The sequence below is a fragment of the Streptomyces sp. NPDC127197 genome, from assembly GCF_042672405.1.
GTDB classification, from domain to species: Bacteria; Actinomycetota; Actinomycetes; order Streptomycetales; family Streptomycetaceae; genus Streptomyces; species Streptomyces flavusporus.
Genome location: NZ_JBHXVG010000009.1, coordinates 263,960 through 289,719, shown reverse-complemented (window position 1 = coordinate 289,719; position 25,760 = coordinate 263,960). Strand labels below are relative to the sequence as shown.

Genomic DNA, 25,760 nt, shown 5'->3' with positions numbered 1-25,760 from the left:
CGGCTCGCCGGGCGAGGGCGACCGCCGTCTCGAACAGGCCGAGCCGCCGGGTCGGCGCGCGAGCCGAAGACGTCATCGCGCCAGCGTCCCGCGCGCCGTCAGCCACGTGGTCACCCACAGCGGGTGATCCGTCGGCGGCACCTGGGCGATGAGGTAGGAGCGGACGCGTTCACCGGTGTCCGGCAGACCGAACGAAGAGGGCACGAGATGAGCGATCCCCCGGCTGTCCGGGCGGAGGACACCCGGCCCGGCCAGGGCCCCGGTCGGCGGGCGGCGGCCGTGGCCGTCGCGCGCGCCATGTTCATTGCGGCGGGCCTCGTCACCGCGTACTACCTGCTGCCCCTGGAGCGGAGCGACACGATCGGTGCGGCGGCCGTGCTCGCGTGCGGCCTGCTCGTGGTCGCCCTGGTCTTCTCGTGGGAGGTGTGGGCCATTGTGCGCTCGCCCCACCCCCGTCTGAAGGCCGTCGAGGCCCTGGCCGCCACGCTGACGCTGTATCTGGTGCTGTTCGCCGACGTCTACTACCTGCTGGAGCGTTACCTCCCGGGTTCCTTCAGCGAACCGCTGACCAGGACGGACGCCCTGTACTTCGCGCTCACCACGTTCACCACTGTCGGCTACGGCGACATCACCGCCCGCTCTCAGACCGGGCGGGTGGCGACGATGGTGCAGATGGCGGGCGGTCTGCTGCTCGTGGGCGTCGCCGTGCGGGTGCTCGCGGGCGCGGTACGGGCGGGGCTGCGGCGGCAGGGCCGGGAGCCGCCGGAGTAGGACTCCCCGGCAAGAGGACGGCGGCCCAGGAGGTTGAGCCATGACCATACCGAGCGCGTTCACGGCCTCTCTGACACCGGCTGAGAGAGCGGCGTACGGCAGGAACGCGCGCAAACGCGCCTCGCGTTCCTCCCACGGCTGGTTCGAGGCAGGACAGGAACGGCCCGACCCCGTCGAGGTGCTGGAGCGGCAATCGGCCACGCGGGTACCGGAATTGGTTCCGATCCGCTACGGCCGGATGCTCGAGTCCCCCTTCCGCTTCTACCGGGGTGCGGCGTCGGTCATGGCCACGGACCTGGGGCCCGTCCCGAACACCGGTCTGACGGTGCAGCTCTGCGGCGATGCCCACCTGCTGAACTTCCGGCTGCTGGCCTCGCCGGAGCGTCATCTGGTCTTCGACATCAACGACTTCGACGAGACGCTGGCCGGGCCGTTCGAATGGGACGTCAAACGGCTGGCGGCAAGCTTCGCGATCGCGGGCCGTGCCAACGGTTTCCCGGTCAAGGAACAGGACAGAGCGGTGGAGGCATGCGTGCGGGCGTACCGGCGGCGGATGCGGGAGTTCGCCGACATGCGCACCCTGGACATCTGGTACGCGCAGGACGACGCCGACCACCTACGGGATCTGCTGGCCGCGTCGATGACCAGGGAGGCCAGGAGCCGTACCGCCGAGGCGATGGCGCGCGCCCGCACCCGTACCCACCTGCAGGCCTTCGCGAAACTCACCCGGGCCACGGCCGAGGGCCGCCGGATCGCACCGGACCCTCCACTGATCACCCCGCTGCGGGACATGATGACCGACCCGTCCGAGCAAGCGCAGGAGAAGCTGCTGCACCGCGTTCTGGAGGGATACGCCCGGACCCTGTCGTCCGAGCGCCGGCACCTGTTGCACCACTACCGTCTGGTGGACATGGCCCGCAAAGTGGTGGGCGTCGGCAGTGTCGGTACCCGCTGCTGGATCCTGCTCCTGCTCGGCAGGGACGACGACGACCCCCTTGTGCTGCAGGCCAAGGAGGCGCAGGAGTCGGTGCTCGCCGCCCACACCGGCGGCGAGTACTACGACAACCAGGGCCGCCGGGTGGTGGCCGGTCAGCGGCTGATCCAGACAGCTGGCGACATCTTCCTGGGCTGGACGCACGCCGAGGGCCTCGACGGGCGCGGACGCGACTTCTACGTACGCCAGCTGCGGGACTGGAAGGGCATCGCGCGGCCGGACACCATGAGCCCTGCCCTGCTGTGCTTGTTCGCGCGGCTGTGCGGGGCCTGTCTGGCGCGGGCCCACGCCCGCTCCGGCGACCCCGTCGCCATCGCCGCCTACCTGGGCGCCGGCGACCGCTTCGACCGAGCTCTCGCCGAGTTCGCGCAAGGCTACGCCGACCAGAACGAGCGGGACTTCGAGGCGCTGGGCGCCGCCACCCGCTCAGGAAGGATCAGTGCGGAACGCCTCTGACATGCCGATGCGGCCGCCGTGCGCAGGGATCACTCCGGCACCTGGCGCATCTCCACGACCCGCAACCCCAGCGACTGGCAGCGGGCCAGCAGCCCGTACAGGTGAGCCTCGTCGACGACAGGCCCGTACAGGATGGTCTGACCGGACATCACCACGTGGTCCAGCTCCGGGAATACTTTGGCCAGCACCTCCGACATGTTTCCGTCGACGCGGATCTCATAACGCATGAGCTGCTCTCCCCGGGCCGCCAAGGGCAGCCGGACGGCGCCCTTGACTGCGATCGTGCGCCTCGATACGCCTCCCGCCCTCACCCGGTACAGGTGATCCGGCGCCGCCGACGCGGACGACCTCTGTCAGTTGTCAGTGCAGGATGATCTTGAACAGGATGATCAGTAGACCCAGCAACAGGTTCACCAATGCGGTGACGGCCGTCAGACGCCAGGACGTGCCGGCACGCCGTGCCGCGGCCATCGACCAGCCCACCTGCCCGGCCACGGCCACGGCGAGCGCCAGCCAGAGGGCACCGGGCACGTCCAGGCCGAGCAGCGGACTCACGGCCACGGCGACGGCCGGCGGGATCGCGGCCTTCACGATGGTCCACTCGTCCCGGAACACGTGCAGCACGGCCCGGCGGTCCAGGGTCTGCTGCGCCAGGCGCGCCCCGAACAACTGGGCGTGCACATGCGCGCCCCAGAACACCCCACCGGTGAGCAACAGCAGCAGCACCAGCTGCACACGTGGAAACGAGCCCAGGTGACCGGCGCCCACGATCACGGAGGCGGCGAGCATGGAGCCGTAGACGCCACCGGTGTAGTCGGCGTGGGCGCGGCGTTCGATTCTGCGCTCCCTGGGCGTGCTCTGCTCTGTCTGGTGCATCGCAGCCTCCCTGCGGACTCAGCGCGTCGAGCCCGGCACCTCGGTCGGGGCACCGGTGTCGGGGGTCTGCGTCCCGCTTCCCCGCCCGGCCGGCAGACGCGGGGTGACCAGGAAACTGGCGAGAGTGATCCCACCGGTGGCGAGGATCGCCGCCTTCAGCCCGTCCAGCTGCGCGGATGCATAGGAGTCCGCGACGGCATCGACCTCGGCAGGTGGCAGCCCGGCGCGTTCGGCCGCCGAACGCACCTGCTCTGTGGGGACGAAGCTGATCCCGGCTTCGAGGGCCACGCCCGTCTGCCGACGGGCTTCCTCCGACAGCCGTGGGTCGTCCTCCACGTGCGTGGTGAAGGCGTGGGCCAGGGCGCCGATGAGCAGCGACCCGATGAGTGCGGTGCCCAGCGCGGAGCCCAGGTTCTGGGCGGTGAACTGCAGCCCACCCGCCTCGCTGCGCTCCTCCTCGCCCACGCTGGACTGGACGACGTTGCCCAGCTGCGAGGCCAGCAGGCCCATGCCGACCCCCAGCAGGGCCATGGCTGCGGCGAACTGCGCGTCGTCGATGACCGGGTCGATGGTGGCCAGCAGCCATACGACGGCTGCCGCCAGGGTGCCCAGGGCCAGACGGACCACCCGGCGCGGTCCCGCCACCCGCCCCAGCCGGGAGCCGACTGTGGAGGCGACCAGCATGGTGGCGGACACCGGGAGCAGTCGCAGACCGGTCTGGAAGGCGTCGAAGCCCTGCACCACCTGCAAGTACAGCGGGATGGTGAAGAACAGCCCCAGCAGGATGAGGTTCTGGCTGAGCAACGACAGCAGTCCGGAGCGCAGCACGGGTTGACGCAGCAGGGACAGGTGCACCAGGGGATCGGTGCCGTGGGCCTCCCGCCGCCGCTCCCAGTGCGCGAAGCCGGCCAGTACGGCCACTGAGGCACCGATGAGGAACAGCGTCGGGGCGAAGCCCAGGACGGTGAAGGGCGGGTTGCGGGGCCGCACCCAGCCCCAGGTGCCGCTCTGCAGCACCCCGAGCACGCCCAGCCCCAGACCGGCAGCCGAGAGGGCGGCGCCGACACCGTCCAGCCGGGGGCGCCGACCGGTCCGGGGGGACACCGCGATCACACGGTGGAAACACAGAACGGCCACGACGATCACCACCTCACCGGCAAAAACCAGCCGCCAGGTGAGGTACGTCGTCACCCAGCCGCCCAGCAACGGGCCGACCGCGATCCCCGCCCCGGCCAGTCCGCCGATGACGCCGTAGGCGACGGCCCGGTCCCGCCCCCGGTAGTTCTCGGCGACGAGGGCCGCCATGGCCGGCAGCACCATCGCGGCCCCGAGCCCCTCGATGACCGACCAGCCCAGCGCCAGGACCCCCAAGGTGGGGGCCATGGCGGTCAGGGCCGACCCGGTGGCGTAGACGACGAGCCCCAGGAAGAACATGCGCCGCCGTCCGAGGATGTCCCCGAACCTGCCGCCCACGATCATGAACGCCGCCATGACCAGCGCGTACAGCGTGATGACGGCCTGGATGGCGGTGACCTCGGTGTCGAAGTCGTCGACCAGTTGGCTGATGGAGACGTTCATGACGGACGTGTCCAGGACCATCAAGAACTGGGCGGTACCCAGGGCGATGAGAGCCCGCCAGTGTGTCACGGTGTCCACCTCGCCGAGTCGGCCCGGGCCACGGCACGGGCATCCCGGGCGGCGCCGGGCAGGCCGCCGCCACTCCCATCGCACCCGAAACGCCCACCTGGCACCTCACCCGCCGTGGGGGAGAGCGCCGCAACCGCATGGATCCGCCCCGGCTCAGGGCCGGCGCGCGGTCATCAGCGAGTGGGTCACAGCAGCCCCAGCTCCCGTGCCCGCCGCACCGCGTCGTGGCGCCGATTCACCGCCAGCTTTCGGTAGACGCTCTTGAGGTGGGTCTTCACCGTGTTCACCGACACATACAGATCGGCGGCGATGTCCTCGGTCGACATCATCTGGGCGAGCCGCTGCAGCACTTCGCGCTCACGTTCGCTCAGCCGCTCCACCAGCAGTGGCGCCGGCTCGGCTGCGGGACGGAGCGGCTCGCCTCGTGCCGCGGGGCCCGGCGTGAGCCAGCCGGCAGCCAGTTGCTGCAGCGGTGCCGATGCCAGGAAGGGCCCGAGCCACGGTCCGGCTTCCAGGAAGGGACGGCGCAGCCTCTCGCGCCGGGCTTCCTGGAGCGCCTCGGCCAGCAGCCTGCGGGCGGTGGCGACGTCTCCCGCCGTGTTCGCGGCCTGCGCCCGAACCAGCGTGGCGCGAACGCGCACTGCCGGGCCGACGCGCCCCTCGGCGGCGATGCCGTCGAGTGCGTGGATGGCCTCCAGCCGATCGCCTGCCGCGAGATGCGCCCGTGCCGCGCCCACAGCACACGCCGGCTGCCCTCCGGCCACCTGCCGCAGCACCTCGGCGGCCGCGTCCGGACGGCCTTCGGCCAGGTGGGCGGCTGAGGCGACCAGGGCGGCGTGGCCTTCCGCCCAGGGCGAGGCGACGTCGGCCGACACGGCCGGATCCGCGGCCGCCAGCGCGGCGCGCGCCTTGCCCCGGGCCAGGAGCAGCCGGGCCGTCGCGACGGACCGGCCCGCAGCCGTCACCGGGTCCCGCGTCACCGCGTCGGGCGTCTGGTCGAGGAGTGCCTGCGCCCGGCCCAGTTCGTCCCGGTCGACGGCCACCGCGGCCAGGACCAGCCGTCCGAGCCCGGAGCCGCACGGCTGGGGCAGGCTGAACCGTTCTGCCTCGCTCGTCGCCGCACAGGCGTTGCGCTCCGCCCTGCTCGGCCACCCGTCGAGGTAGTCGATCAGCGCCAGGTGCCCCAGTGACTCTTCCCGAGCAATCGCCGTGGAGGCACCGCCGGGGCTGCCGGCCACCGCGGTGAGGGCGGCTCGCGCCTCGTCGAAGCGCCCGGCCCACAGCTGCGTGGAGGCCAGATGGGTCAGCAGCAGAGCGGGAAGTTCCGGATGCTGGTCCAGCAGATGGGCGGGGACTTCCCGCTGCAGCTCCCGGGCCGCTGCCGCGGCCTGCTCCGCCCGGCGAGGGGATCCGGCCAGCCGGGCCGCCAGGACCTCGAGCAGGGCGCAGCTCAGCTGGGCCGCCGCGGGCCCGGAAGCGTCCAGCTGCTCCTCGGCATGGTGGAGGTGGGCCAGACCGCGATCGAGGTCGTGCCGGGACAGCTCGCGAGCCGCGCGGAGCAGGTCCGTCGCGGGGCTCGTCGCCTCAGGTCCCATGCCGGCGAGCAGGTCGGCCAGGTCGTCGGAGCAGAGGCGGGTGAGCAGCTGTCCGATCGCCAGGTCGTCGACCAGGGCACGGGCGGTGAACTCCCAGTCTGCCGCGGCGGCGCCATGGGTCAGCATCTCCGGCAGCCACCCGGACCGCCGCAGCCACTGCGCGGCCCGTCGGTGCAGTTCCGGCTCCAGGCCGGGACAGCGCTCCCGCAGATGGGCCCGGAGTATTTCCCGGAACAATGGATGGAGGCGGTACCAGGCGTGTCCAAGGTCCTCGACGAACGCGTTCTCGCGGTGCAGGCCTGCGAGGATGGGCTCGGCATCGGTCCGCTCGGTCAGCGCGTTCGCCAGGTCGGCGCAGAAGCGGTCCAGGACACTGATGCGCAGCAGGAGGTCCTGGGTGTGAGGCGTCTGCCGCTTGAGCACCTCGGCCAGCAGGAAGTCGGCGACCGTGCTGTGGCCCGCCTCGAACTCCTTCAGATAGACCTCCGGGTCCGGGCTCTCCCGCGCGGCCAGGGCGCACAACCGAAGGCCGGCCGCCCAGCCCCGGGTGCGGTCCACCAGAGCACGCGCCGCCGGCACGGAGAGGTGCAGTCCATGGAGCTCCAGCAGCGCGACCGTCTCCTGAGGGGTGAAGGCCAGCTCGGCGTTCCTTATCTCGGTCATCGTGCCGGCCGCCCGGTACCGGTGCAGCGGCAGCAGCGGCTCGGTGCGGGTGACGAGGACCAGGCGCAGTGCCGACCCGGCGTGGTGCAGGACGAACTCCAGCTGTTCCGCGATCTGCGGGGCGGTCACGCGGTCGTACTCGTCGAGCACCACGATCACGGTCCGGTCGCTGCCACTGAGCTGCGCGGCGAGCCGGGTGAGCAACGTGTGGTTCACCCCGCCCGCGTCGACGGGGAAGCCGATCTCGCCGGGCACCGTCACACCGCTGGCGCGCAGGGCCTGGAGCAGATGGGCCCAGAACATCACCGGGCCCTGGACCGCCGCGTCGAGGGTGAGCCAGGCGACCGGCCGCCCAAGGCCCGCGGCCCAGTCGGCGACCAGCAGGGTCTTGCCCGCGCCGGCGGCACCGTTGACCATCGTCAGGGGTGTCTGCAGGGCCTGATGGAGGTGCTCGGCCAGCCGTTCGCGTCGCAGGAACGTGACGGGTCTCGCCGGCACGGCGAACCGTGTCCGCAGAAACGGGTCTCCCAGCGGATCGACGTACGGGATGGCAGGTCCGTGCGGGGTTTCGTCGCTCACTGCCACGACGTTCACCACCCCTGTCTGCAGGGGACTGCTCTCTCCCACCAGCATCACAGCCTTCCCCCGTACGAGCGCGCCGCACAGGGCCAGGGGCCCTGCCTCAGTCGTCCCGCTGGGAGGCGCCTCGGGTAGATCGGCCGCTCATGGGAGCCGGTCGTGAGCGGTGTTCGAGGTACCGACGGCCGATGACCGCTCCGAGGTGGATGACCACGCCCACCGCCACCAGCCAGGACAGGATGATCATGACGACGCCGATGGGGCCGTACCTCTGCTCGTTGGCCACGATCGCCGCGGAGAAGTAGAAGGCGGAGAAAACCCCGAGGCCCACCCAGCAGACACCGGTGGCGAGGGCCGGCGGGAAAAGAGTGCGCCACCGGACGGCTCCCGCCAGGAGCACATGCATGCTCCACCACCAGAAGAACGTCGCCACAACCAGGCCGCACAGGCTCTGGAGCAGCGGCCCGCCGAGGGCTCTGCCGATCGCTGCCTGCGCCGCAGCGTACGCGAGCAGTGTCGCGAGCCAGTAGAGCCGTGCTGTGATGTCCCGCCATCCCCGGACCGGGACGCTGAAAACCATCTGGTACCAGCTCTGCAGGACGCCGGCGACCGCGACGGCCCCGAGAACCAGCAGGAATGCGCTCGGTACCGTGAGTGTGGCCGGACCATGGCCGGGCACGAAGAGGGACGCCACGGCCTGGGCCGCCTGCTTGTTCACTCCCAGCCAGTTGGCGACCACTGCAGCGGCGTCACGGCCGGCCGCGGCAGTGACGACGATGAGGAAGGGGAAGAAGCACAGCAGCGCGAGGGCGGCCAGTTGGAACGAGTGACCGAAGAAGTCGACCGCGGTGAGCTGACTCCACAGCCTGCCTGCCTCGCCGGTTCTCAGGCGTTGGGCTGCCGCCCAGCGCCTCGGGTCCAGGGACATCCGCTGCACGGGCTTGCCCCCGCGCCGCCCGCGCGGGCCGGGGGACGTCCCGCGGCCTGCCATGGAATGAAGTCAACCTGCTTCCCGGTGCGTCCGCACCAGGCCGACAGGTACTCGGGTGAACGCCTGTCGAACGGGCTCAAGGGGGAGCCGGAGCTGGTCGAGGGCCTCGGGACGAGTCCCGAGGATCCGGTGGCCCGGGGGATCTCACCCCGGGCTCCCACAGAACACGGGGTGAACGGATGACGTCGGCTGGGCGCCGGGCCGTCCGTCGGCGAGCGGAAAACAGTGTGATGAAAAGAATCACACTGTCTTGAGTAGTCACTGTGCTTGGCGGAGCATCCGGCAAGGCCACACCACGACGGTGAAGAACCGTCGGTGGATGACCGCTCAGGCTCTGTGCAGGGCGATCACCCGGTCGGGCATTGCCCGGTTCTGGTCCGCTTGTCAGCCGACGACAGCGATGATCATCGCGCTGCACAGGCCGAGCATCATCACGGTGATGAGAGTTGCCGCCAGGTACGCGCTCCGGCGCAGCTGTGCACAGCGCTTGGCGTGGTGATCTTCCACCGCGGTGATGTGCTCGGTGATGTGCTGCGTCATCATCCGGCAAACCCGGACTTGCTCTTCCACGTACCACCACTCGATCTCGGCTTTCTGTCTCTCGCTCAGCCCGGCGACCCGTGCGGCGAATTTGGCCGCACGCCTTTGAGCGGTACGGCGGTGGGCTTCCCAGAAGAGGAATCCTTCAATGTCGGTCAGGCCGCGTGCGGCCTCATCACTGGCGTCCACAAGGTCCTCCAGGCCTGTGAGGAATCGTCGATCTGCACCGCAGCGCAAGGCGCATCACAACAGGCCGTTCGGACGTGGAAGCAGCCCGACAGGACACACGTTGTGACCAGCCATGGACACCCACGCATGAACGATGCATGACGACAACGCGTCGGCTTTCTCCTCGCGCGGAGCACCGGATCAATACCGAAATTCAGCATATCCCTCTGGTGGGAGCGCCAGAGAGTGGGGGTGGCGGGGCCACCGCCGAGTCCGATCCCTTGGCCGGCACGGCACACATCATCTTCTGGCATCACACGTTATGAAACACACTGTTTCCGTACTACTATGCCTGCGGTTCCGCCCAGGCCGAGAACCACGACCCCCTTCTGCGTCCGCCCAACCGCACGAGTCCCCACGTGCTTTGGCTCGACTGACCGTGCGGATACGGCTTTCGGACGGGGCGTCCGGCCTGCGGGGCACGTTCCCACTCTTCGCATCAGAAAGATTCGGATGCGAATCAAAGACGTGAGCATGATGCTCGCCGGCTCCACCCTGATCGCCACGCTGGCGGCCTCCCCTGCCATCGCGGACAGCTCCGCCCCTCCCGCCCCGGACACCGCTGCGGTGCGCTCCGTTCAGAAGACGGCCGTAGCACAGGGCGCGCCCGGAGCGCTCACACGGATCGACGAGGGCCTCAGGAGCTACCACATCGTCACCGGGGAGGCGGACACCGCCACCCACACCAAGATGGACACCGGCCGCAGGTTCCGCGTGGGCAGCGTCAGCAAGACCTTCACCACTGTGGTGCTGATGCAGCTCGCCGCCGAAGGGCGCGTGGACCTCGACGCCCCTGCCAACACCTACCTGCCCGAGTCGCTGCCCGACGACCGCATCACCGTGCGGCACCTGCTCAGCCACCGCAGCGGCCTGTACGACTACACCAACGACATGTTCTACTACACCGTTCCGGGCTTCGAGTCGGTCCGGAACAAGGTGTTCAGCTACCAGGAGCTCATCGACCTGTCGACCGCCCGCCCTCTGAACAACGCACCGGGCGCGGCCTACAGCTACTCCAACACCAACTTCGTCGTGCTGGGGCAGCTCATCGAGAACATCACCGGCACGCCCATGGCCACCCACTACCAGCAGCGCATCTTCGGTCCCCTGCGGCTGAGGAACACCTCCTACGTCCACCCGCAGACAACCATCGCCGGCTCCTATGCCCGCGGTTACCTCCGTCAGGACGACACCACCCTGCCCCTGGTCGACTCCACCGAGCAGACCGTCTCGTGGGGGCAGTCCGCAGGTGCGGTCATCTCCAACGCAGCAGATCTGAACCGCTTCTTCTCCTCGCTCGTCTCCGGGAAGCTCCTCCCCGCCGAGCAGCTGGAGCAGATGATGACCATGGTTCCGGTCAACGCGGACGGCAGCCAGTCCTACGGTCTGGGTCTGCGTGCCAGGAAGCTGTCCTGCGGCACCACGGTCTACGGCCACACCGGCACCGTGCAGGGCTACTACACCTACGCCTTCACCACCGCCGACGGCACCCGAAGCATGACCTCGCTGGCGAACACTTCCAACAACGGAATCGTCAACGCGACACTCGGTGCGACGCTGGAGGCCACGTTCTGCGGAGCCACCAGCACGAAGGCTGCATCCCCATCCGGATCCGACACGAACGGATTCACTGAGGACATCGCACCCCAGGTCATCCGCCGCTGAGGCAGCCCTCCACCCATGACGGCCCGGTGCGACCTGAGGCTCGCTGTGCGCCGGCCTCCCCACCGGGCCGTCCCGTCGCTGCCGGCTTCAGCCGATCGAAGGAATGGTTCTCGGGCTCGTGGTTGTACGGCAGCGCCTGTCACACCGTCGCGGCGATGCTGGTCTTACCTGTCGTCCCCCTCCGCGGGGATGGTTCGGCCGACTGCAAGGAGAGAAACGTGACTGTTCGGTCCAAGGAATTCGGCTTCGGCATGCCGTGGGAGTCTCTTTACGGGTTCAGCCAGGCCGTGCAGGCCGGCGACACGCTCTACATCTCCGGGCAGTTGTCGCACGACATGACCGGTGCCTTCGTCGGGGCGGGCGACTTCGAGCTCCAGGTGAGGACGACTCTCGACAACCTCGACCGGGTGCTGGAGCACTTCGGCGCCACCCGCGACCAGATCGTCGAGACCACTGTCCTCGTCAGGGACCTGCGGGAGCACTTCGACACGGTCGCCCGCCTGCACGCCGCGTACTGCGGCGATCACCGGCCGACCAGCACCGTCATGGGGGTCTCCGACCTTGCGCTGCCCGACCAGCTCGTCGAGATCGGCGCGGTCGTCCGCCTCGACGTTACGCACTAGTAACCTCAGTGGTCGGCGCAGCAGGGTGTCGGATCCGGAACCTCGAACGGGACGAGCGTGCCGCCCGCTGCGGGCATGACGGCCAGGACCAGCTCGCCGTTCTGCCACTGCGGGCGTACGTGATCCCGGGTGACGACAGCGGTCTCCGGCGCGGTTTCCCTGGCGGCGCCCAGGACCGTCACGCGGTCGATCGCGGAGCGGGACAGCAGCTCCGCGATCGACAAGGTGCCGGTGAGCGCTTCCGAGCCGGGGTAGAGCACGGCACGCCCGATCTCGTCGGGGGCGCCGTCGGTCACCTCGTAGCCCTTCGCGAGCAGCCACTCCCGAGTGGCGGCAAGCACCGCCTCCGACTCGACCGCGAAAGACAGGGCCACCCGCGGCCGCTCCCCCCGCACGAGGTGCGTGCAGCCGAACGTGCCCTCAGTGAGGGCGAGTTCGGCCGCCAGCGTCAGGAGCAGGTGATCGGCCGCGCGCAGGTCCTGCGTCCCCGCGTCCAGCGTGAGGACGTACGGCGTCACGACGGCAGGATCCACACCGGGTTGGAGTAGAACCACAGGTCCGTCCACGGGTCGGCGTCGCCGACGACGTCCAGGGCCGGGCCCGCCGGGTCCACGGCCGCGCCCATCGGGCCGACGGCGGTGCGATTGCCGTCCGTGCCGCGCAGGCGGACGTAGACGGGGCGGTCGACCTGGCCGAGCTCGTAGGTGAGCCGGACGGTGCCGGTGGACTTGTTCACCTCGTACGACTTGACGACCCTGGCCGTCGGCGCGGTGAAGGTGTCCTTGTCGGCGACCTCGCCGGTGACATCGCCCTGGATGACGTCGACGCGGGCCAACTGCGGGACGAAGCCTGCCCAGTTGGGCCCGCCGGCCAACGCCACGTCCACGGTCAGCGTGACCTTCGTGCCCTTGCGGACGTGCAGCGCGCCGCCCAGCGTGGCCCAGCGGCTGCCGCCGGACACCCGGACGTCGAGGCCGCTGATCAGCTGGCCGTGGTCGACCCAGATGCGGCCCGCGCGGATGCCGTCCATGACGGCGGCGTAGGAGAAGCCGTCCGCGCCGACGTGGGTGCGGCTGTAGTAGCCGGGCCAGTAGTCGCCCTGGGTGAGGTCGATCTTGCCGCCGTAGACCGGGTCCTCGTACTTGCCGTTGGCGGTGTAGTCGCTGTTCGGGCCGCGCATCGCGGTGTCGGCGTACACCTGGTGGGAGTCGGAGTTGGCGGTGATCCACCAGGGCTTGCCCTCGGCGAGGAGGCTGTCCCACAGGCCGCCGACGGTGGACGTCATCCAGTCGAAGCCGCCCCAGGTGCGGTAGCTCTCCAGCGGGTAGCCTGCGAAGGAGTTGGCGCTGGGGTTGTTGTCGTAGATGCCGCGGGCCCGGCCCATGCCGAGCGGTGCGGGGATGCCGGCGGCCTGGTGGCCGGGTGCGCCCTCGAAGCCGACGGCTATCTGGTGGCTCGCGGGGGTCGCGTCACGCCAGGCGCGGATCTCGTGCGGGGAGTCGACACCGCGCCGCGCCGGGTGGTTGGCGAGCATCAGCGCGTCCTTGACCTTGCGCCGCCGCACCTGGTCGGAGAGGAAGGCGAGCCCCGCGACGGCCAGTGCCTCGTTGGCGGGCGTCGAGTCGGAGGCGCCCTTGACGCTGCCGTCGTAATCGGTTTCGAACTGCTTGAGGACGGAGACCTCGTTCTTGCCGGGGTGCACGAAGACCGTGCCGTGCTCGGCGGCCGGGATGTTCCACTCCAGGCCCTGGAAGACGAGCGTGTCCTCGTACGCGGAGCGGGCCTCCTGGATGTCCGGGTTGACCTTCTCCACACCGATCTTGGCGTGCGTGGCGTTGCCGTGGTCGGTGATGACCAGCCAGTCCATACCGTGCTTGGCGCCCTGGCGGACCTGGTCGACGACGCGGTACTTGCCGTCGTTGCTGTACTGGGTGTGGATGTGGTGGTCACCGGCCAGCCACAGGAAGCCCTTCCCGCGGCTGCCCGAGGAGGCGGCGTGCGCGGCGGCGGCCTGCGGGGCGAGAACGCTCCCGGCGGCCAGGCCGGCGCCGAGGAGACCGGCGCGGCGCAGCAGCGAACGGCGCGACTGCTGCTCGGGGTTCAGTGCCTCGTCGGGCACGGAGGTGTCGAAGGCGGCGGGGAGCGCCGCCTGCTCGTGATCATGGTCGTGGTGGTGGTGATGCCCGGGTCCGTGACTGTGGCCGTGGCCGTGCCCCATGATGCGCCTCTCTCACTCCACCGCTGCCTTCTGCGGTGGCCGCCTCCTACGGCGCTCCTGCGCCGCGTGAGGAGAATCGAGGCGGAAGATGAACATTGAACGACCAAGGGGTGTGCGGTGGGCAACGCGGGCGCGGCGGCTCTCACCGCCACGCACAGTTTCCTCAACCCACCTTGTACGTCACTCTGGTTGGGCTGGAACCTGAGCACCGTTCAACTATCCTTCGCCTCCCCGACCGGAGACACCCCCCATGAGAAAACTCCTCGGCGCCCTCGCCGCCGGCGCGCTCGCCCTCACCGGCCTCACCGCGACCACCACCCCCGCCCAGGCGGCCACCACCGGCACCTTCGACGTCCTGACGTACAACATCGCGGGCCTGCCCCTGGGCCTCGGCGACAGCGACCCGGAGACCAACACCCCACTGATCGGGCAGCGGCTCGGCGCGTACGACATCGTCAACGTCCAGGAGGACTTCAACTACCACGCGTCGCTGTACGCCAACGACACCCACCCGTACCGCACCGCGACCAGCGGCGGCGCGGGGTTCGGCGACGGCCTGAACACCCTCTCCGACCATTCCTTCGAGGACTTCCAGCGCGTCGACTGGAACGACTGCACGAACGCCGACTGCCTGACCCCGAAGGGCTTCACCCTCGCCCGCGTCCGCCTCGCCGAGGGCGTCTTCGTGGACCTCTACAACGTCCACACCAACGCCGACGTGACGGATGCGGCCCTCGCCGCCCGCCGCGCCAACATCGAGCAGCTGTCGGACTTCATCCAGGCCAACTCCGCGGGCAACGCGGTGATCGTCATGGGCGACACCAACACCCGGTACACGCGCACGGGCGACAACATCCGCACGCTCGTCAGCGAGAACGGTCTCAAGGACCCGTGGGTCGACCTGGTCAAGGGCGGCACGCCGCCCGCGCAGGGCAGTGACGCGCTGGTCTGCGACGCGGCCGCCCCCACCAACGACTGCGAGGTCGTCGACAAGGTCCTCTACCGCGGCAGCGACCTCGTCAGCCTCGACGCCACCCGCTACCACAACGAGTGGGCGTCCTTCCTCCGCTCCGACGGCGAGCACCTCTCCGACCACTTCCCGCACACCGTCGGCTTCTCGTACACCGTCAACCCGTCCCTGAAGGCAAGCGACTTCTTCGGCGGCCCGCACGGCACGGCGTTCAACGACGCGGACGACCTGCCCGCGGCCCCGTCACCCCGCACGCTGACCCTGCGCGGCGGCGCCCGCCTCGACGCGGTGTCGCTGACGCACGACGGCGCCACGGCCCTGTCCCACGGGGGTACGGGCGGCACAGCGACGTCCCTGACCCTGGCCTCCGGCGAGCACCTCACCTCCGTGAAGCTGACGCAGGGCCAGAAGGACGGCCGTACGCGGATCTTCTCGGCGGCGTTCACGACGGACAAGGGCCGCACCCTGTCGGCCGGTACGGCGACGACGGCCACCAAGAGCTTCACGGCCCCGTCCGGCTGGCAGATCGTCGGCTTCACCGGCCGCTCGGGCGACGAGATCGACAAGCTGGGGGTGCTGTACGCGCCGATCGGCTGAGCTCAGCTCCGGCGACTGCATCGAAGTGGCCCTCACTCATTGCGCAGCACCTCTGCGATCGTCAGCCGCCCCGCCCTGCGCGCCGGGACGAACGCCCCCAGCACCGCGATCGCGAGACCCGCGAGGGCCAGGCCGGTCAGGGACGGGACCTGCCAGACGTCCGTCATGTAGGAGGGCAGGGTGATGTCCACGGCGTCCGCCATCCGTGGGACGACCAGCTGATGGCCTGCCATGCCCAGCGGAACACCGAGGAGGGATCCGAGCGCGCCGAGCACCGCCATCGACGTCACCGTCATCACGGTGACCTGCCTCGGTGTCATGCCGATGGACTTCAGCATGCCCAAGTCCCGGCGGCGGTCTCGGGTGTTGAGGACGACCGTGTTGAAGACGCCGAGGGAGGCGACCACCGCCAGCATCAGCGTGAGTGCCGTCGCGGAGCCGATGATGGTCTGTGTGACGGTGTTGGCGCCCTGGGGTGTCGGGGTGATCCCTGCGTCGGCGGCCCTGGCTGCGCGGGCGTAGGCGGCCGGGTCGGCTCCCTCGCGGAGCTTGACGTGGTAGGCGATGGGCTTGTCGCGCGGGGCCAGCAGCGTGAAGGTCGACCAGTCGGTGACGACCAACCGGGCGTCACTCTCCATGAACTCCCCTACGACAAGCACCCTTTCACCCCGGTCGCCCTTCTCCAGGCGGAGGTGATCGCCGACCCGCAGACCGTTCTGGCGCAGGAACGCCGATCCGGCCACGATCTCGCCGCTGCTGCGCACCCATCGGCCCTCGGTGAGCACGCTGTCCAGCCGGGGCCGGTCACCCCGACGGCCCTCGAGCATCACCCGGTGCACGGAGCCCGCCATGCGCGCGTCGACGTCGCCCCGGGCGGTGACCTCGTCGGCGCCGGGCAACTCGCCCAGCAGTGACTGGAGTTCGCGGTCGCCGTGTTCCGGCTGGACCTCCTTGCCGTCCCTGAAACTGCTTGCGTACACCGTGACCTGGTAGGCGTCACGGCCCGCGTTCCCGAACCGGTTCATCGTCGTCGCCAGTCCGGTCGCGAACGTCACCGTGGTCACCCCCAGGACCACCGCAGCGAGGGTGAGAGCACTGCGCCCCGGCCGTGCGAACGGCAAGCCCACGCCCAGGCTCACCGAGCGCGGCAGCCTGCTGCCCGCCAGCCGGCGCTGGATGGCCAGGGCCCGCCCGGCGCGTGGCGCGCTGCCCGCGCTGATCGCCCGTGCCGCGGACATCCGGTGTGCGCGTACCGCGGGAGCGAACGCGGCGAGGACGCACACGCCCGGCATGCCGAGCAGGGTGACAGCGTTCACCCAGGCCGAGACGGAGACGCTGCCGTGGAGCACCCCCGCGTCGGGCCCCATGAACACGAACTCGAAGAAAGGGCGCGCCAGCAGATTGCCGAGAGCCGTGCCGAGCGCGCAGCCGAGGACCGCCGGGACGGAGATCATCGTGAGGTAGACGGCGACCACCTGCCCCGGCGTGAAGCCGATGGCCTTGAGCACGCCGATGTGCCGGAAGCCGGAGATCACCGCGCCGCTGACCACGTTGGCGATGATGAGCACCGCCACCGCGATGCCGAGGATGCCGAAGGCCATCAGGTACGGGGTGTAGGCCCGGGCCGAGCTGCTCACCTGGTCCTTGAGGGTGAGATACGACCGTGAGGCGGTCAGTGCGTCGGCCGGCAGCCCGTCGGTCACCGTGCCCAGCTGCGTGCGCAGCCGGTCCTCCGAGGAGGCGTCCGGGAAGCGGAACAGCATCTGGGTGGCCGTCGGGTGCAGGGCGCCGATCTGGGCGGGGGCGACCCAGGCGTCCGCGGTCCGGCTCAGGTCGAAGGCGAATCCGACGATGGTGAGGGCCGGGCCCGAGGGCACCCGGAGCTGCTTGCCCAGGTCGTCCGGGAGCCAGTTCGCATCCCGGTTGAGGACGATTTCGCCGGGCCGGGTGGCCCAGCGGCCCGCCCACAGGTCCAGCCGGTCCACCGGACCTTTGGGGTCGGCACGGCCCACGACCGTGATCTCGTTGCCGAGGCCGTAGTTGTTGGCGGGCCCGCTCGCCAGCTCGACCGTGGCCTGGGCGAAGGGCCCGGCGGCTGCCACACCGGGCCCTTGGGCCGCCTTCGCCAACTGCGCGTCGGAGACCCTGGCCGGGTCGAAGGCGGCGACGACATGCGGGCCGCGCTGCTTGCCGAAGGCCTTGTCGAAGGGGGCGGAGGCCGCGTCGACCAGGCCGAGCGCCACCACCATGGCCGCCGTCGAGGTCAGCGTCACCAGTGCGATGACGAGCGTCTGGAGCCTGCGCCGCCGTACCGCCGCGCGCGCGGCCCGCCACACGGCCCTCATGCGGACGCCTCCAGAGCGTGTTCGCCGATGACCCGGCCGTCGGCGAGCTCGACCAGGCGGCTGGCGCAGCGCCGGGCGAGGTGCTCGTCGTGGGTGACCAGGATCAGCGTCTGGCCGATCTGGTTGAGGTCCAGCAGCAGGTCCATCACCTGCTCGCCGGACCGGCTGTCCAGGGCGCCGGTCGGCTCGTCGGCCAGCAACAGGGCGGGGCGGTTCATCAACGCTCGTGCCACTGCGACGCGTTGCCGCTCGCCGCCGCTGAGCACCGCCGGGTAGGCGTTGCGCCGGTCGGCGATGCCGAGTTCCTCGAAGAGCTCCAGTGCGCGGCGGCGGGCCTGGCGGGCGGGGGTGCCGGTGAGCTGTGCGGCCAGGGCGACGTTGTCGAGGGCCGACAGATCGTCGATCAGGTTGAAGAACTGGAAGATCATGCCGATACGGCGCCGCCGGTACAGGGCGAGGCCCTTCTCGTTCAACTCCCCCACGTTCTCGCCGTGCACGACGATCGTGCCGCCGGTCGGACGGTCCAGTCCGGCGATCATGTTGAGCAGGGTCGACTTGCCGCACCCCGAAGGCCCCATCACCGCGACGGCCTCCCCCGCCCCGATCTCCAGGGACACCCCGTCCAACGCCGTTGTCTCGCCGTACTCCTTGCGCACACCGTCGAGCCGTACGACGGCGGCCTCTCCCCTACTGCCCTCAATGACCATGCACAGGACGCTAAGAGGCGGACCCGTGCCTGAACATCCCTCCCCGGATGGCACCTCGGCCGCGCCTCATCCTGGAGATGCAGGCCCCTGCATCCACAGGCCGATGCGGATCCGGTGATCGTCTGCCAAGGTGAACGCGTGTGGGAGTGGGAGTCGAGCGGGCTGTTGGCGGCGCTGGGGGTGGCGTGTGCGGCCGTGGCCGGGCTGACGGTGGCGCTGGTGCGGACGCGGCGCCGCTGGCAGGCGGCCGTGGGGGAACGCGGCTGGCTGCTCGAGCGGGAGCGGGAGAGCGCGGCCCGTGCCGCGATCGCAGCCGAACGCGACCGTATCGCCCGCGAGTTGCACGACATCGTCAGCCACAACGTCAGCCTCATGGTGGTGCAGGCCGGCGCCGCCCGCGAGGTGCTGGGCACGATGCCGGACGAGGCGGCGACGGCCCTGCGGGCCGTGGAGGACGCGGGGCGGGGCGCGATGACGGATCTACGGCATCTGCTGGGGCTGTTGGCGCCGTCGCAGAGCGGCGAGGACACGAAGGAGGGCGGCGGTGACGGCGACGGCGGCCCGGTGGATCTGTCGCCGCAGCCGGGCCTCGACCGCCTCGGCTCCCTCGTCGACCGGATCTCCTTCGCCGGACTGCCTGTCGAGGTGCGGATCTCCGGCGAGCCGCGTCCCCTCCCGCAGGGCATCAGCGTGACGGCGTACCGGATCGTCCAGGAGGCGCTGACCAACGCGCTCAAGCACGGCGACGGCGGCAAGGCCGAGGTCACCGTGCGGTACGCGGACCACGCGCTGCGGGTGGAGGTGCTGAACACCGGCCCGAGCGTGCTGACCGGCGGTGCGCCGACGCAGACGGCCGCACGGCACCGGGAGGGCACGGGTCGCGGACTGCTGGGGCTGCGGGAGCGGGTCGCGGTGTACGGCGGAGACCTGGACGCCCGCCGCCGCCTCGGCGGAGGCTACCGGGTCCGGGCACGCATCCCACTGGACCGACCGTGACGGCGTCCACGACGGAACGGCCACCGCGCGTCCTCATCGTCGACGACCAGACGCTGATCCGTACCGGCTTCCGGCTGATCCTGACCGCGCGCGGCATCGAGGTGGTGGGAGAGGCGGCCGACGGAGCGGAGGCGGTGTCGCTGGCCCGTGAACTCGCCCCGGACGTCGTCCTGATGGACATCCGCATGCCGGCCATGGACGGCCTGGAGGCCACGAGCCGCATCCTGCAGCACACCCCGGACTGCCGGGTGCTGATGCTGACCACCTTCGACCTGGACCGCTACGTGTACACGGCCCTGTCGATCGGAGCCAGCGGCTTCCTACTGAAGGACGTCACCCCCGAGCACCTGGCGGCAGCGGTACGCCTGGTGAACACGGGCGACGCGCTGCTGGCCCCGTCCATCACCCGCCGCCTGGTCGAGCGCTTCGCCTCGACCACCACCGCCCACCCACCTGCCGTACCTCCCGATCTGACCTCCCTGACCCCCCGCGAACTGGAGGTCCTGACCCTCCTGGGCCGCGGCCTGTCCAACACCGAGCTGGCCGCCCACCTCACCCTGAGCGAAGCCACGGTGAAGTCCCACGTGGCCCGCATCTTCGCCAAGCTGAACCTGCGGGACCGCGCGCAGGCCGTTGTGCTGGCGTACGAGACGGGGCTGGTGAAGCCAGGGGACTCTGAGCCGTAGGCGGTGTGGGAGAGCGAAAACAGCGGTACGAACGAGGAGTCGGAGACGATTCCATAGACTGGAAACTTCACGGTCGTCACGTGCCGCACCTGGGGGAGGGATCGCGCCTTGAGTCAACAGCAGCTGGGACGCGGTCCCGTGAGAACCACCGGCCGTCCGGACCCCGCACCGCCCGGCGGACCGGACGGCGGCGGTTCGCCACCGGCGCGTTTCGTCGGCTGGCTCGGCAGCCTCGGCTGCGCGGCCGCCGGGTACGCGGTGTTCCAGTTCCTGTTCCAGGTGCTGCCCTCCTCCCTCGACGGCGAGCCCGCCAAGTACCTCATCGCCGGCATCAGCGGGCTCGGCACGGGCGTGGCCGCCTGGCTGGCGGCGGCGCTGCTGCGGGCGCGGGCACGGTCGGCCGCCATGCCGCCGCCCCCGACGGCCGGAGCCCGGCCGCGAGAGCCCGGCCCGCTTCCCGGGGTGTTCAACGCCGCGTACGAGAGCCTCGTCGGCCAGGTCACCGTCGTCGACGACCCCGGCGTCGGGCTGCTCACCGGCTGGCCGCACTCGCTCGGCGAGAGCCCGTCGCGGCCGACGCCGGTGGGAACCGCTTACGGGCTGCACATCATGCTCGACCTGGGGGTGCCCGAGGGGCAGCTGAGCACGGGCGACCTGGTGGACACGCTGTGGCGGCTGCGACTGCCGGACGGCGGCTGGTCGGCGCGGTCGCAGGGGGCCGAGGCCCGCCCGGAGGTCACCGCACTGGTGCTGGGCGCGCTGGCCAGGGCCGGGGCGTCCAGGGAGCGGCTGGCCGCGGAGGTGGCCCGCTGCACGGCCGCCTTCACTCCGGAACTCGACCGCGCCGGACGGGAGTCGACGCATGTCGTGACGACCGTGCTGCGCGGACTGCTGCGCGCCGCGCCCGCCTCCGCCGTACTGCCCCGGCTGCGCGAGGCGATCGTCGACGGCGCGATCAGCGACCCGGGCCGCGCGCACCTGCGCTGCTGGGGCTACCGGCTGGACCTGCCGTACGGCCCGCCGTCCCCGCTGCACACCGCGCAGGCCGTGGTCGCCCTCGACCGGACCGCCCGCGTCCTCGGCGAGACCGCGGGCGCCCGCGCCGCCCGGGAGGACGGGGTCCGCTGGCTGCTGGCCTGCCCGGACGCACCCCATCACGGCTGCCTCGACCTGGAGAACCTCAGGGAGGAGGTACGGCGCCCCCGTACCGACGACCCTTCGCGCCATGAGGTGCTGAACGTACGGCACTTCACGGCCGCCTGGATCGTCCGCGCCCTGCTGACCCCGGCGGCCCGGCGGATCGCCCAGGAGGACGGGCTGGCGACGGAGTGGCGGGAGCGGCTGGACGGCGCGGTCGCCGCGGTGTGGGCCGGGCAGACCGACGGCATCTGGACCTGGGAGCGCGGCGACGGTACCGACCTGCGCAAGCCGATCTGGATGACCTATCAAGGTCTTTGCGCGCTGCGCGCCCATGCCGTATGGATGTATCAGCCGGATCACTGAACCCGTCCGGCACGGGCGGGAGTTGGGGGACGATGCATGGGCGGTCACCAGGTCCGCGCGGCTCGGCGACTGCTGGCCAGGGCGCTCGACGGTGAACTGCCCGAGCACGAACAGGTGGTGGCGGCCCGCTCCGTCATCGCCGAACTGGGCTCATCCGACCGCCTGCTGGAGCTGATCGCCGAACTCGCCTCCGGGGAGGGCGATCCCGAGGGCTGCGCCCGGCTGTCGTACCGCCACGTACTCGGTTTCGACAAGTTGCTGCTGATCGACGGCGGCCCCCGCCACATGCTGCGCGCGCATGTGTGGCATCCGGGCGTGGGCGCGATCGGCACGGAGGACATCCACAACCACCGCTCACCGCTGGCCTCCTACGTCGTCCGCGGCCGGCTCGCGATGGAGCTGTACGAGGTGCGGGAGGACGGCGGGATCGAGGCGGCGCGCTACGAGGAGTCCCTGGCGGAGCGGTCGTCCGACTGGCGGCTGGAGCCGGCGGGTCCGGCGCGGCTGCGGCTGACGCAGACGGGCCGGTACGCGGCGGGCAGCGCCTACGCCCTGCCGGCGCACACCCTGCACCGGGCCTGGTGCGACACGGACGTACCGACGGTGACGCTGTTCCTGGAGACGGGCAGTGAACGGCGCGCGCACACCGACGTGTTCACGGCCGCGGGCCCGCATCCCGGAGCGGTCGCGAAGGTCCCGCTGGATGTGCGGGAGTACCTGGGGGCGCTGAGCGGGCTGGCGGAGCTGCTCAGGAGCTCGTGAGGGCCTGTCGTACGACGTCGAGGTTGTAGTCGTCGATGGCGACGCTCGTCAGCTCGGCGGGCCGGAGCCAGGCGTGGGTCTGGTCCGGCTGCGGCAGGGTCACGTCCAGGGACAGCGGGCGGATCAGGAAGTTCTCCTGCCAGCTCTTGACCTCGTGGCCCCGGTAGTCACTGACGAAGGACGACTCGCCGACCTTGCGCACGATCTCGCCGCGCAGCCCGGTCTCCTCCTTCAGCTCGCGCAGCGCGCCGTCCGCCGCACTCTCGTCCGGCTCCAGCTTCCCGCACGGCACGCCCCACACCCGCGGCAGGAACCGCTCCGTCTCACTGCGCCGCACCAGGAGCACCCGCCCCTGCTTGTCCACCACGACGGCGGCCGCCAGTCGCATCTCGCCGGGGATGTCCATGGCCATAGCTTCCTCGGTCCCTCGGTCCCTGGGTCGGCAGCCGGAGTTGAGTCCAAAGGGTCTGATACCCACGAAAACCCCAACTCTACCAACCCGCCCGCCACGAGGCAGTGTCCCCGGTCTCACTCTGCCCGGCCGGGACCCTGACCGCTGATCGCCTGCACGTCGGCGTACGTCAGCACCGTCCCATGGGGCGGGCGGCCCGCCCGTATGTCGGCGAGGGCCTCCAGGGCGGCGCCCAGGGCCCGCCGGTACAGCAGCGAACCGAGGCTGATGCGGCGCACGCCGAGGTCGGTGAGATGGGCGACGGTGGGGCCGGCGGGTGAGTAGAGGATGTTGAGGGGGACGTCGAGGTGCCGTACGAGGGTGGTGATCTCGGCGGGGTCGGTGAGGCCGGGGACGAACACGCCGTCGGCTCCCGCCTGCTGGTAGGCGTCGAGGCGGTCGAGCGTTTCCCTGCGGTCGCCGTCGCCGAGCCAGTGTGTGTCGGTGCGGGCGTTGACGAAGATGCCGGGGGCGGCCGACTTGACGGCGGTGATCTTCGCGGCGTGGCGGGCGACCGTCCCGAGTCCGTCCTCCAGATTGATGCCGACGGCCCCGACGGCCGCCAGTTCCCGTGCGAACTCCGCCACCTCGTCCGGATCGTCGCTGAAACCGCTCTCCGCGTCGACGGAGAGCAGGAACGGCTCCGCACCGAGAGCGAGGGCCAGCCGGAGGGTCTCGTCGCGGGTCGCCGACGCGCCGTCGGGCACACCGGCGGCCGCGGCCACACCCAGGCTGGTCGTCCCGATCGCACGGAACCCCCCGGCGGCCAGTGCTGCTGCCGACGCGTGGTCCCAGGCGTTGGGCAGCAGAAGGGGCTCGTCGGCGTGATGCAGGTCGGCGAACGCGGTCACGACAGATCACCGATCGCGTCGGCGTAGTACGTGGATTCCTTGAGGTGCAGGGCGAGTTCGCGGAAGGTCCAGCCCTCACCGGGCGAGCGGTCGAGCTGGTCCTCGGTGAGGACGTCGAGCCGGTTCGCCCAGATCCGGGCGAGCCGGGTGAGGCGGCTGCGGGCCTCGTCGAGGTCCTCCTGGGTGAAGGGGGCGAAGTCCGCTTCGGTGGTGGTGGCGGACGCGTGCCAGTGGTCGGGCTGCGGGGGCTCGCCCACGAGCCTCGCCTCCAGTTCGGCGAGGTGATCGACGAGATGGTCCGCGACACGGCGGATCGCCTTGTGCGGGGTGTAGACGCGGTCGTCGACCTGCGCGGGCTTGCCGTCCCAGTCGGTCCAGGTGGCGGCGAGGGAGAGGACGTGGTCGACCATGCCGGTGACGGCCTGTGCGGGGGTTTCCTGCGGGTTTCCGGTCATACCGGCACGCTAGGCGCACATCACTTCGGCGCCGGCCGAAGCGTGCCAGGGCCTGTCCGGCGGACCAGGTCTGCCTTAAGGCGGAGTTCGGGTGTCCGTCAGCGACCGTTCACCTGTACTGCCGGTCCGGTACACCGAGCCCGACTGGGATGCGGGGAGCGGGCGGGGCACCTTCCTGATCGCGTCTGTGGCGGACGTGGGGGCGTCACGCCCAGGAACGGCGGCAAGCAGGTGCGGGCGCAGTTCACTGCCGTGAACTCTTGACCCGTCCGGTGATCCCGGGCTTGGGGTGGCCGCCCCGAACAGGAGCACCCTACCGATGACCAGCCTGTACGTGCGGGAGATACCGCGCCGGGAACATCTGGCCCACCTACGGCTGTATCCCGACGCGAGCCATCTCCAGATCCCCGAGTGGGGCGATGTGAAGCCCGACTGGCTGCCGGAGAGCGTCGGCTGGTTCGAGGACGGGGAGATGATCGCGACGGCGCTGGTCCTGTACCGGCCGCTGCCCGGGACGCGGCGCTTCCTCGCGTACCTTCCCGACGGACCCGCGATCGACTGGCGGACCCCTCGTCTGGAGCGGTGGCTGGATCCGCTCGTCGCCCATCTGAAGCGGATCGGGGCGTTCTCGGTGCGGATCGGGCCGCCCCTGGTCGTACGTCACTGGGACGCGGCCACCGTGGCGGCCGGCATCGCCGACCCCGACGTACGTCATCTGCACGATCTGCCCGCGGCCGGCATCGACGGATACGCGTTCGACGTCGCGGAGCGGCTGCAACGGCTCGGCTGGCGTCGGTGCGAGGAGGACGACGGGAGCGGGTTCGGCCTCGGCCAGCCGCGCTACGGCTGCCATATCCCGTTGGCGGGGCGCTCGGTGGACGACCTTCGCGGCGCCCTCGCACCGCATTGGGAACAGTCCCTGCGCACGGCCGAGACGGCAGGCGTCCGTGTGTCGTGGGGCTCGGCCTCCGACCTGCCCGAGTTCCACCGCCTGTACACCGCGACCGCTGCCCACGACGGCTTCAAGGCCCGCCCGTTGGACTACTTCCTGCGCATGTGGAAGGCCCTGAACGCCGAGGACGACGACCGGCTCCGCCTCTACCTCGCCCGGTACGACGGGGAGGTGCTCTCCGCGGCCCTCATGATCAACGTCGGCTCCCGAGTCTGGCACTCGTACGCCGCGTCCGGCCGCCGAGGGCGCCAACTGCGGCCCAGCAGCGCGCTGTTGTGGCGCATGCTGTGTGACGCACGGGCGGCGGGCGCCGAGACGTACGACCTGCGCGCCATCACCCCCGCCCTCACCGAGGACCGCCTGCTCGGCCGGCTCCGCTTCAAGACGGGGACCGGCGGCCGGGCCGTGGAGTACCTCGGGGAGTGGGAACTACCGGTGGGCAGCCAGGGCAAGGTGCTGCAGCGGGCGTTGGGGGTCTACCTCGGGCGCAGGTGACCCTGGCCGCAGCGGGCCTGTCCGGTTCAGTCGCCGCGTTCCGCCGCGCTGCGCTCCACGCAGAACTCGTTGCCCTCCGGGTCTGCGAACGCTCAGTTGACGCGCAACAGATTGTCAGTGACGGTCTGGCCCGTTCCATCGCGC

24 protein-coding genes are annotated in these 25,760 nt (G+C 70.9%); 10 read left to right on the top strand and 14 right to left on the bottom strand.

Annotated features, from left to right (window positions below; genetic code table 11):
* Nucleotides 1-72: 72 nt before the first annotated feature.
* Nucleotides 73-204, bottom strand: a complete 132-nt coding sequence (locus ACFVJQ_RS17435) for a hypothetical protein (protein ID WP_385784727.1) — start codon at nt 202-204, stop codon at nt 73-75.
* A gap of 3 nt (nt 205-207) precedes the next feature.
* Between ACFVJQ_RS17435 and ACFVJQ_RS17430 the strand changes: the two genes are divergently transcribed.
* Nucleotides 208-771, top strand: a complete 564-nt coding sequence (locus tag ACFVJQ_RS17430) for a potassium channel family protein (protein ID WP_385784724.1) — start codon at nt 208-210, stop codon at nt 769-771.
* 40 nt (nt 772-811) lie between these two features.
* Nucleotides 812-2,221 (top strand): DUF2252 domain-containing protein, encoded by a 1,410-nt coding sequence (locus ACFVJQ_RS17425; protein WP_385784721.1) that lies wholly within the window; start codon nt 812-814, stop codon nt 2,219-2,221.
* A 29-nt stretch (nt 2,222-2,250) separates the two neighbouring features.
* On the opposite strand, the gene ACFVJQ_RS17420 is transcribed toward ACFVJQ_RS17425, so the two are convergent.
* The 6 genes from ACFVJQ_RS17420 to ACFVJQ_RS17395 all read right to left on the bottom strand — a co-directional run bounded on the left by ACFVJQ_RS17420 (nt 2,251) and on the right by ACFVJQ_RS17395 (nt 9,301).
* The gene (locus ACFVJQ_RS17420) at nt 2,251-2,448 is read right to left on the bottom strand and encodes a hypothetical protein (protein WP_385784718.1); all 198 of its coding nucleotides are present in this window, start codon (nt 2,446-2,448) and stop codon (nt 2,251-2,253) included.
* 133 nt (nt 2,449-2,581) lie between these two features.
* Nucleotides 2,582-3,097, bottom strand: coding sequence for a hypothetical protein (locus ACFVJQ_RS17415; protein ID WP_385784715.1), 516 nt, complete (start codon nt 3,095-3,097; stop codon nt 2,582-2,584).
* Nucleotides 3,098-3,115: 18 nt separating this feature from the next.
* A complete protein-coding gene (locus tag ACFVJQ_RS17410; RefSeq protein WP_385784712.1) occupies nt 3,116-4,744 on the bottom strand; it encodes an MFS transporter in 1,629 nt (542 codons plus the stop codon).
* A 185-nt stretch (nt 4,745-4,929) separates the two neighbouring features.
* Complete coding sequence (locus ACFVJQ_RS17405; protein WP_385784709.1) at nt 4,930-7,635, bottom strand: LuxR C-terminal-related transcriptional regulator; 2,706 nt, start codon at nt 7,633-7,635, stop codon at nt 4,930-4,932.
* A gap of 49 nt (nt 7,636-7,684) precedes the next feature.
* Complete coding sequence (locus ACFVJQ_RS17400) at nt 7,685-8,572, bottom strand: ribonuclease BN (protein ID WP_385784706.1); 888 nt, start codon at nt 8,570-8,572, stop codon at nt 7,685-7,687.
* A 384-nt stretch (nt 8,573-8,956) separates the two neighbouring features.
* Nucleotides 8,957-9,301 carry a hypothetical protein gene (locus ACFVJQ_RS17395; protein ID WP_385784703.1) on the bottom strand — a complete coding sequence of 115 codons (345 nt, stop codon included), beginning with the start codon at nt 9,299-9,301 and terminating at the stop codon, nt 8,957-8,959.
* 492 nt (nt 9,302-9,793) lie between these two features.
* On the opposite strand from ACFVJQ_RS17395, the gene ACFVJQ_RS17390 reads away from it, so the two are divergent.
* Together ACFVJQ_RS17390 and ACFVJQ_RS17385 are read left to right on the top strand one after the other, a co-directional pair.
* On the top strand, nt 9,794-11,005 hold the full coding sequence (locus ACFVJQ_RS17390) for a serine hydrolase domain-containing protein (RefSeq protein ID WP_385784700.1): 1,212 nt from the start codon (nt 9,794-9,796) through the stop codon (nt 11,003-11,005).
* Between the two features lie 218 nt (nt 11,006-11,223).
* Nucleotides 11,224-11,628, top strand: coding sequence for a RidA family protein (locus ACFVJQ_RS17385; RefSeq protein ID WP_385784698.1), 405 nt, complete (start codon nt 11,224-11,226; stop codon nt 11,626-11,628).
* 5 nt (nt 11,629-11,633) lie between these two features.
* Here the strand turns inward: ACFVJQ_RS17385 and ACFVJQ_RS17380 are convergent, their stop codons facing one another.
* Both ACFVJQ_RS17380 and ACFVJQ_RS17375 read right to left on the bottom strand, forming a co-directional pair.
* Nucleotides 11,634-12,146 (bottom strand): hypothetical protein, encoded by a 513-nt coding sequence (locus ACFVJQ_RS17380; RefSeq protein WP_385784695.1) that lies wholly within the window; start codon nt 12,144-12,146, stop codon nt 11,634-11,636.
* Nucleotides 12,143-13,846 (bottom strand): PHP domain-containing protein, encoded by a 1,704-nt coding sequence (locus ACFVJQ_RS17375; protein WP_385784692.1) that lies wholly within the window; start codon nt 13,844-13,846, stop codon nt 12,143-12,145. Before ACFVJQ_RS17375 ends, ACFVJQ_RS17380 begins: the two co-directional genes overlap by 4 nt.
* A 250-nt stretch (nt 13,847-14,096) precedes the next feature.
* Between ACFVJQ_RS17375 and ACFVJQ_RS17370 the strand changes: the two genes are divergently transcribed.
* Entirely contained in the window at nt 14,097-15,413 is a 1,317-nt protein-coding gene (locus ACFVJQ_RS17370) for a jacalin-like lectin (RefSeq protein ID WP_385784689.1), read from the top strand.
* Between the two features lie 32 nt (nt 15,414-15,445).
* Here ACFVJQ_RS17370 and ACFVJQ_RS17365 read toward each other — a convergent pair whose 3' ends face one another.
* On the bottom strand, nt 15,446-17,758 hold the full coding sequence (locus tag ACFVJQ_RS17365) for an ABC transporter permease (protein ID WP_385784686.1): 2,313 nt from the start codon (nt 17,756-17,758) through the stop codon (nt 15,446-15,448).
* On the bottom strand, nt 17,755-18,465 hold the full coding sequence (locus ACFVJQ_RS17360; RefSeq protein ID WP_385509718.1) for an ABC transporter ATP-binding protein: 711 nt from the start codon (nt 18,463-18,465) through the stop codon (nt 17,755-17,757). The genes ACFVJQ_RS17365 and ACFVJQ_RS17360 overlap by 4 nt, the downstream gene beginning before the upstream one ends.
* 138 nt (nt 18,466-18,603) lie before the next feature.
* Here ACFVJQ_RS17360 and ACFVJQ_RS17355 point away from each other — a divergent pair, with 138 nt between their 5' ends.
* The 4 genes from ACFVJQ_RS17355 to ACFVJQ_RS17340 all read left to right on the top strand — a co-directional run bounded on the left by ACFVJQ_RS17355 (nt 18,604) and on the right by ACFVJQ_RS17340 (nt 22,412).
* The gene (locus ACFVJQ_RS17355) at nt 18,604-19,461 is read left to right on the top strand and encodes a sensor histidine kinase (protein WP_385509717.1); all 858 of its coding nucleotides are present in this window, start codon (nt 18,604-18,606) and stop codon (nt 19,459-19,461) included.
* Nucleotides 19,458-20,147: a response regulator gene (locus ACFVJQ_RS17350; RefSeq protein WP_385784681.1), complete on the top strand. Its 690-nt coding sequence runs from the start codon at nt 19,458-19,460 to the stop codon at nt 20,145-20,147. Before ACFVJQ_RS17355 ends, ACFVJQ_RS17350 begins: the two co-directional genes overlap by 4 nt.
* A 138-nt stretch (nt 20,148-20,285) precedes the next feature.
* Complete coding sequence (locus ACFVJQ_RS17345) at nt 20,286-21,650, top strand: hypothetical protein (RefSeq protein WP_385509714.1); 1,365 nt, start codon at nt 20,286-20,288, stop codon at nt 21,648-21,650.
* A 36-nt stretch (nt 21,651-21,686) separates the two neighbouring features.
* Nucleotides 21,687-22,412, top strand: a complete 726-nt coding sequence (locus ACFVJQ_RS17340) for a hypothetical protein (protein WP_385509713.1) — start codon at nt 21,687-21,689, stop codon at nt 22,410-22,412.
* Here the strand turns inward: ACFVJQ_RS17340 and ACFVJQ_RS17335 are convergent.
* From ACFVJQ_RS17335 to ACFVJQ_RS17325, 3 genes are all read right to left on the bottom strand, one after another.
* A complete protein-coding gene (locus ACFVJQ_RS17335) occupies nt 22,399-22,818 on the bottom strand; it encodes an NUDIX hydrolase (protein ID WP_385784678.1) in 420 nt (139 codons plus the stop codon). The two genes, ACFVJQ_RS17340 and ACFVJQ_RS17335, sit on opposite strands and share 14 nt — an antisense overlap.
* 122 nt (nt 22,819-22,940) lie before the next feature.
* Nucleotides 22,941-23,714 (bottom strand): isocitrate lyase/phosphoenolpyruvate mutase family protein, encoded by a 774-nt coding sequence (locus ACFVJQ_RS17330; RefSeq protein ID WP_385509711.1) that lies wholly within the window; start codon nt 23,712-23,714, stop codon nt 22,941-22,943.
* Nucleotides 23,711-24,169, bottom strand: coding sequence for a hypothetical protein (locus tag ACFVJQ_RS17325; RefSeq protein ID WP_385509710.1), 459 nt, complete (start codon nt 24,167-24,169; stop codon nt 23,711-23,713). The genes ACFVJQ_RS17330 and ACFVJQ_RS17325 overlap by 4 nt, the downstream gene beginning before the upstream one ends.
* A gap of 319 nt (nt 24,170-24,488) precedes the next feature.
* Here ACFVJQ_RS17325 and ACFVJQ_RS17320 point away from each other — a divergent pair, with 319 nt between their 5' ends.
* Nucleotides 24,489-25,616: a lipid II:glycine glycyltransferase FemX gene (locus ACFVJQ_RS17320; protein ID WP_385784674.1), complete on the top strand. Its 1,128-nt coding sequence runs from the start codon at nt 24,489-24,491 to the stop codon at nt 25,614-25,616.
* Nucleotides 25,617-25,760: the final 144 nt, after the last annotated feature.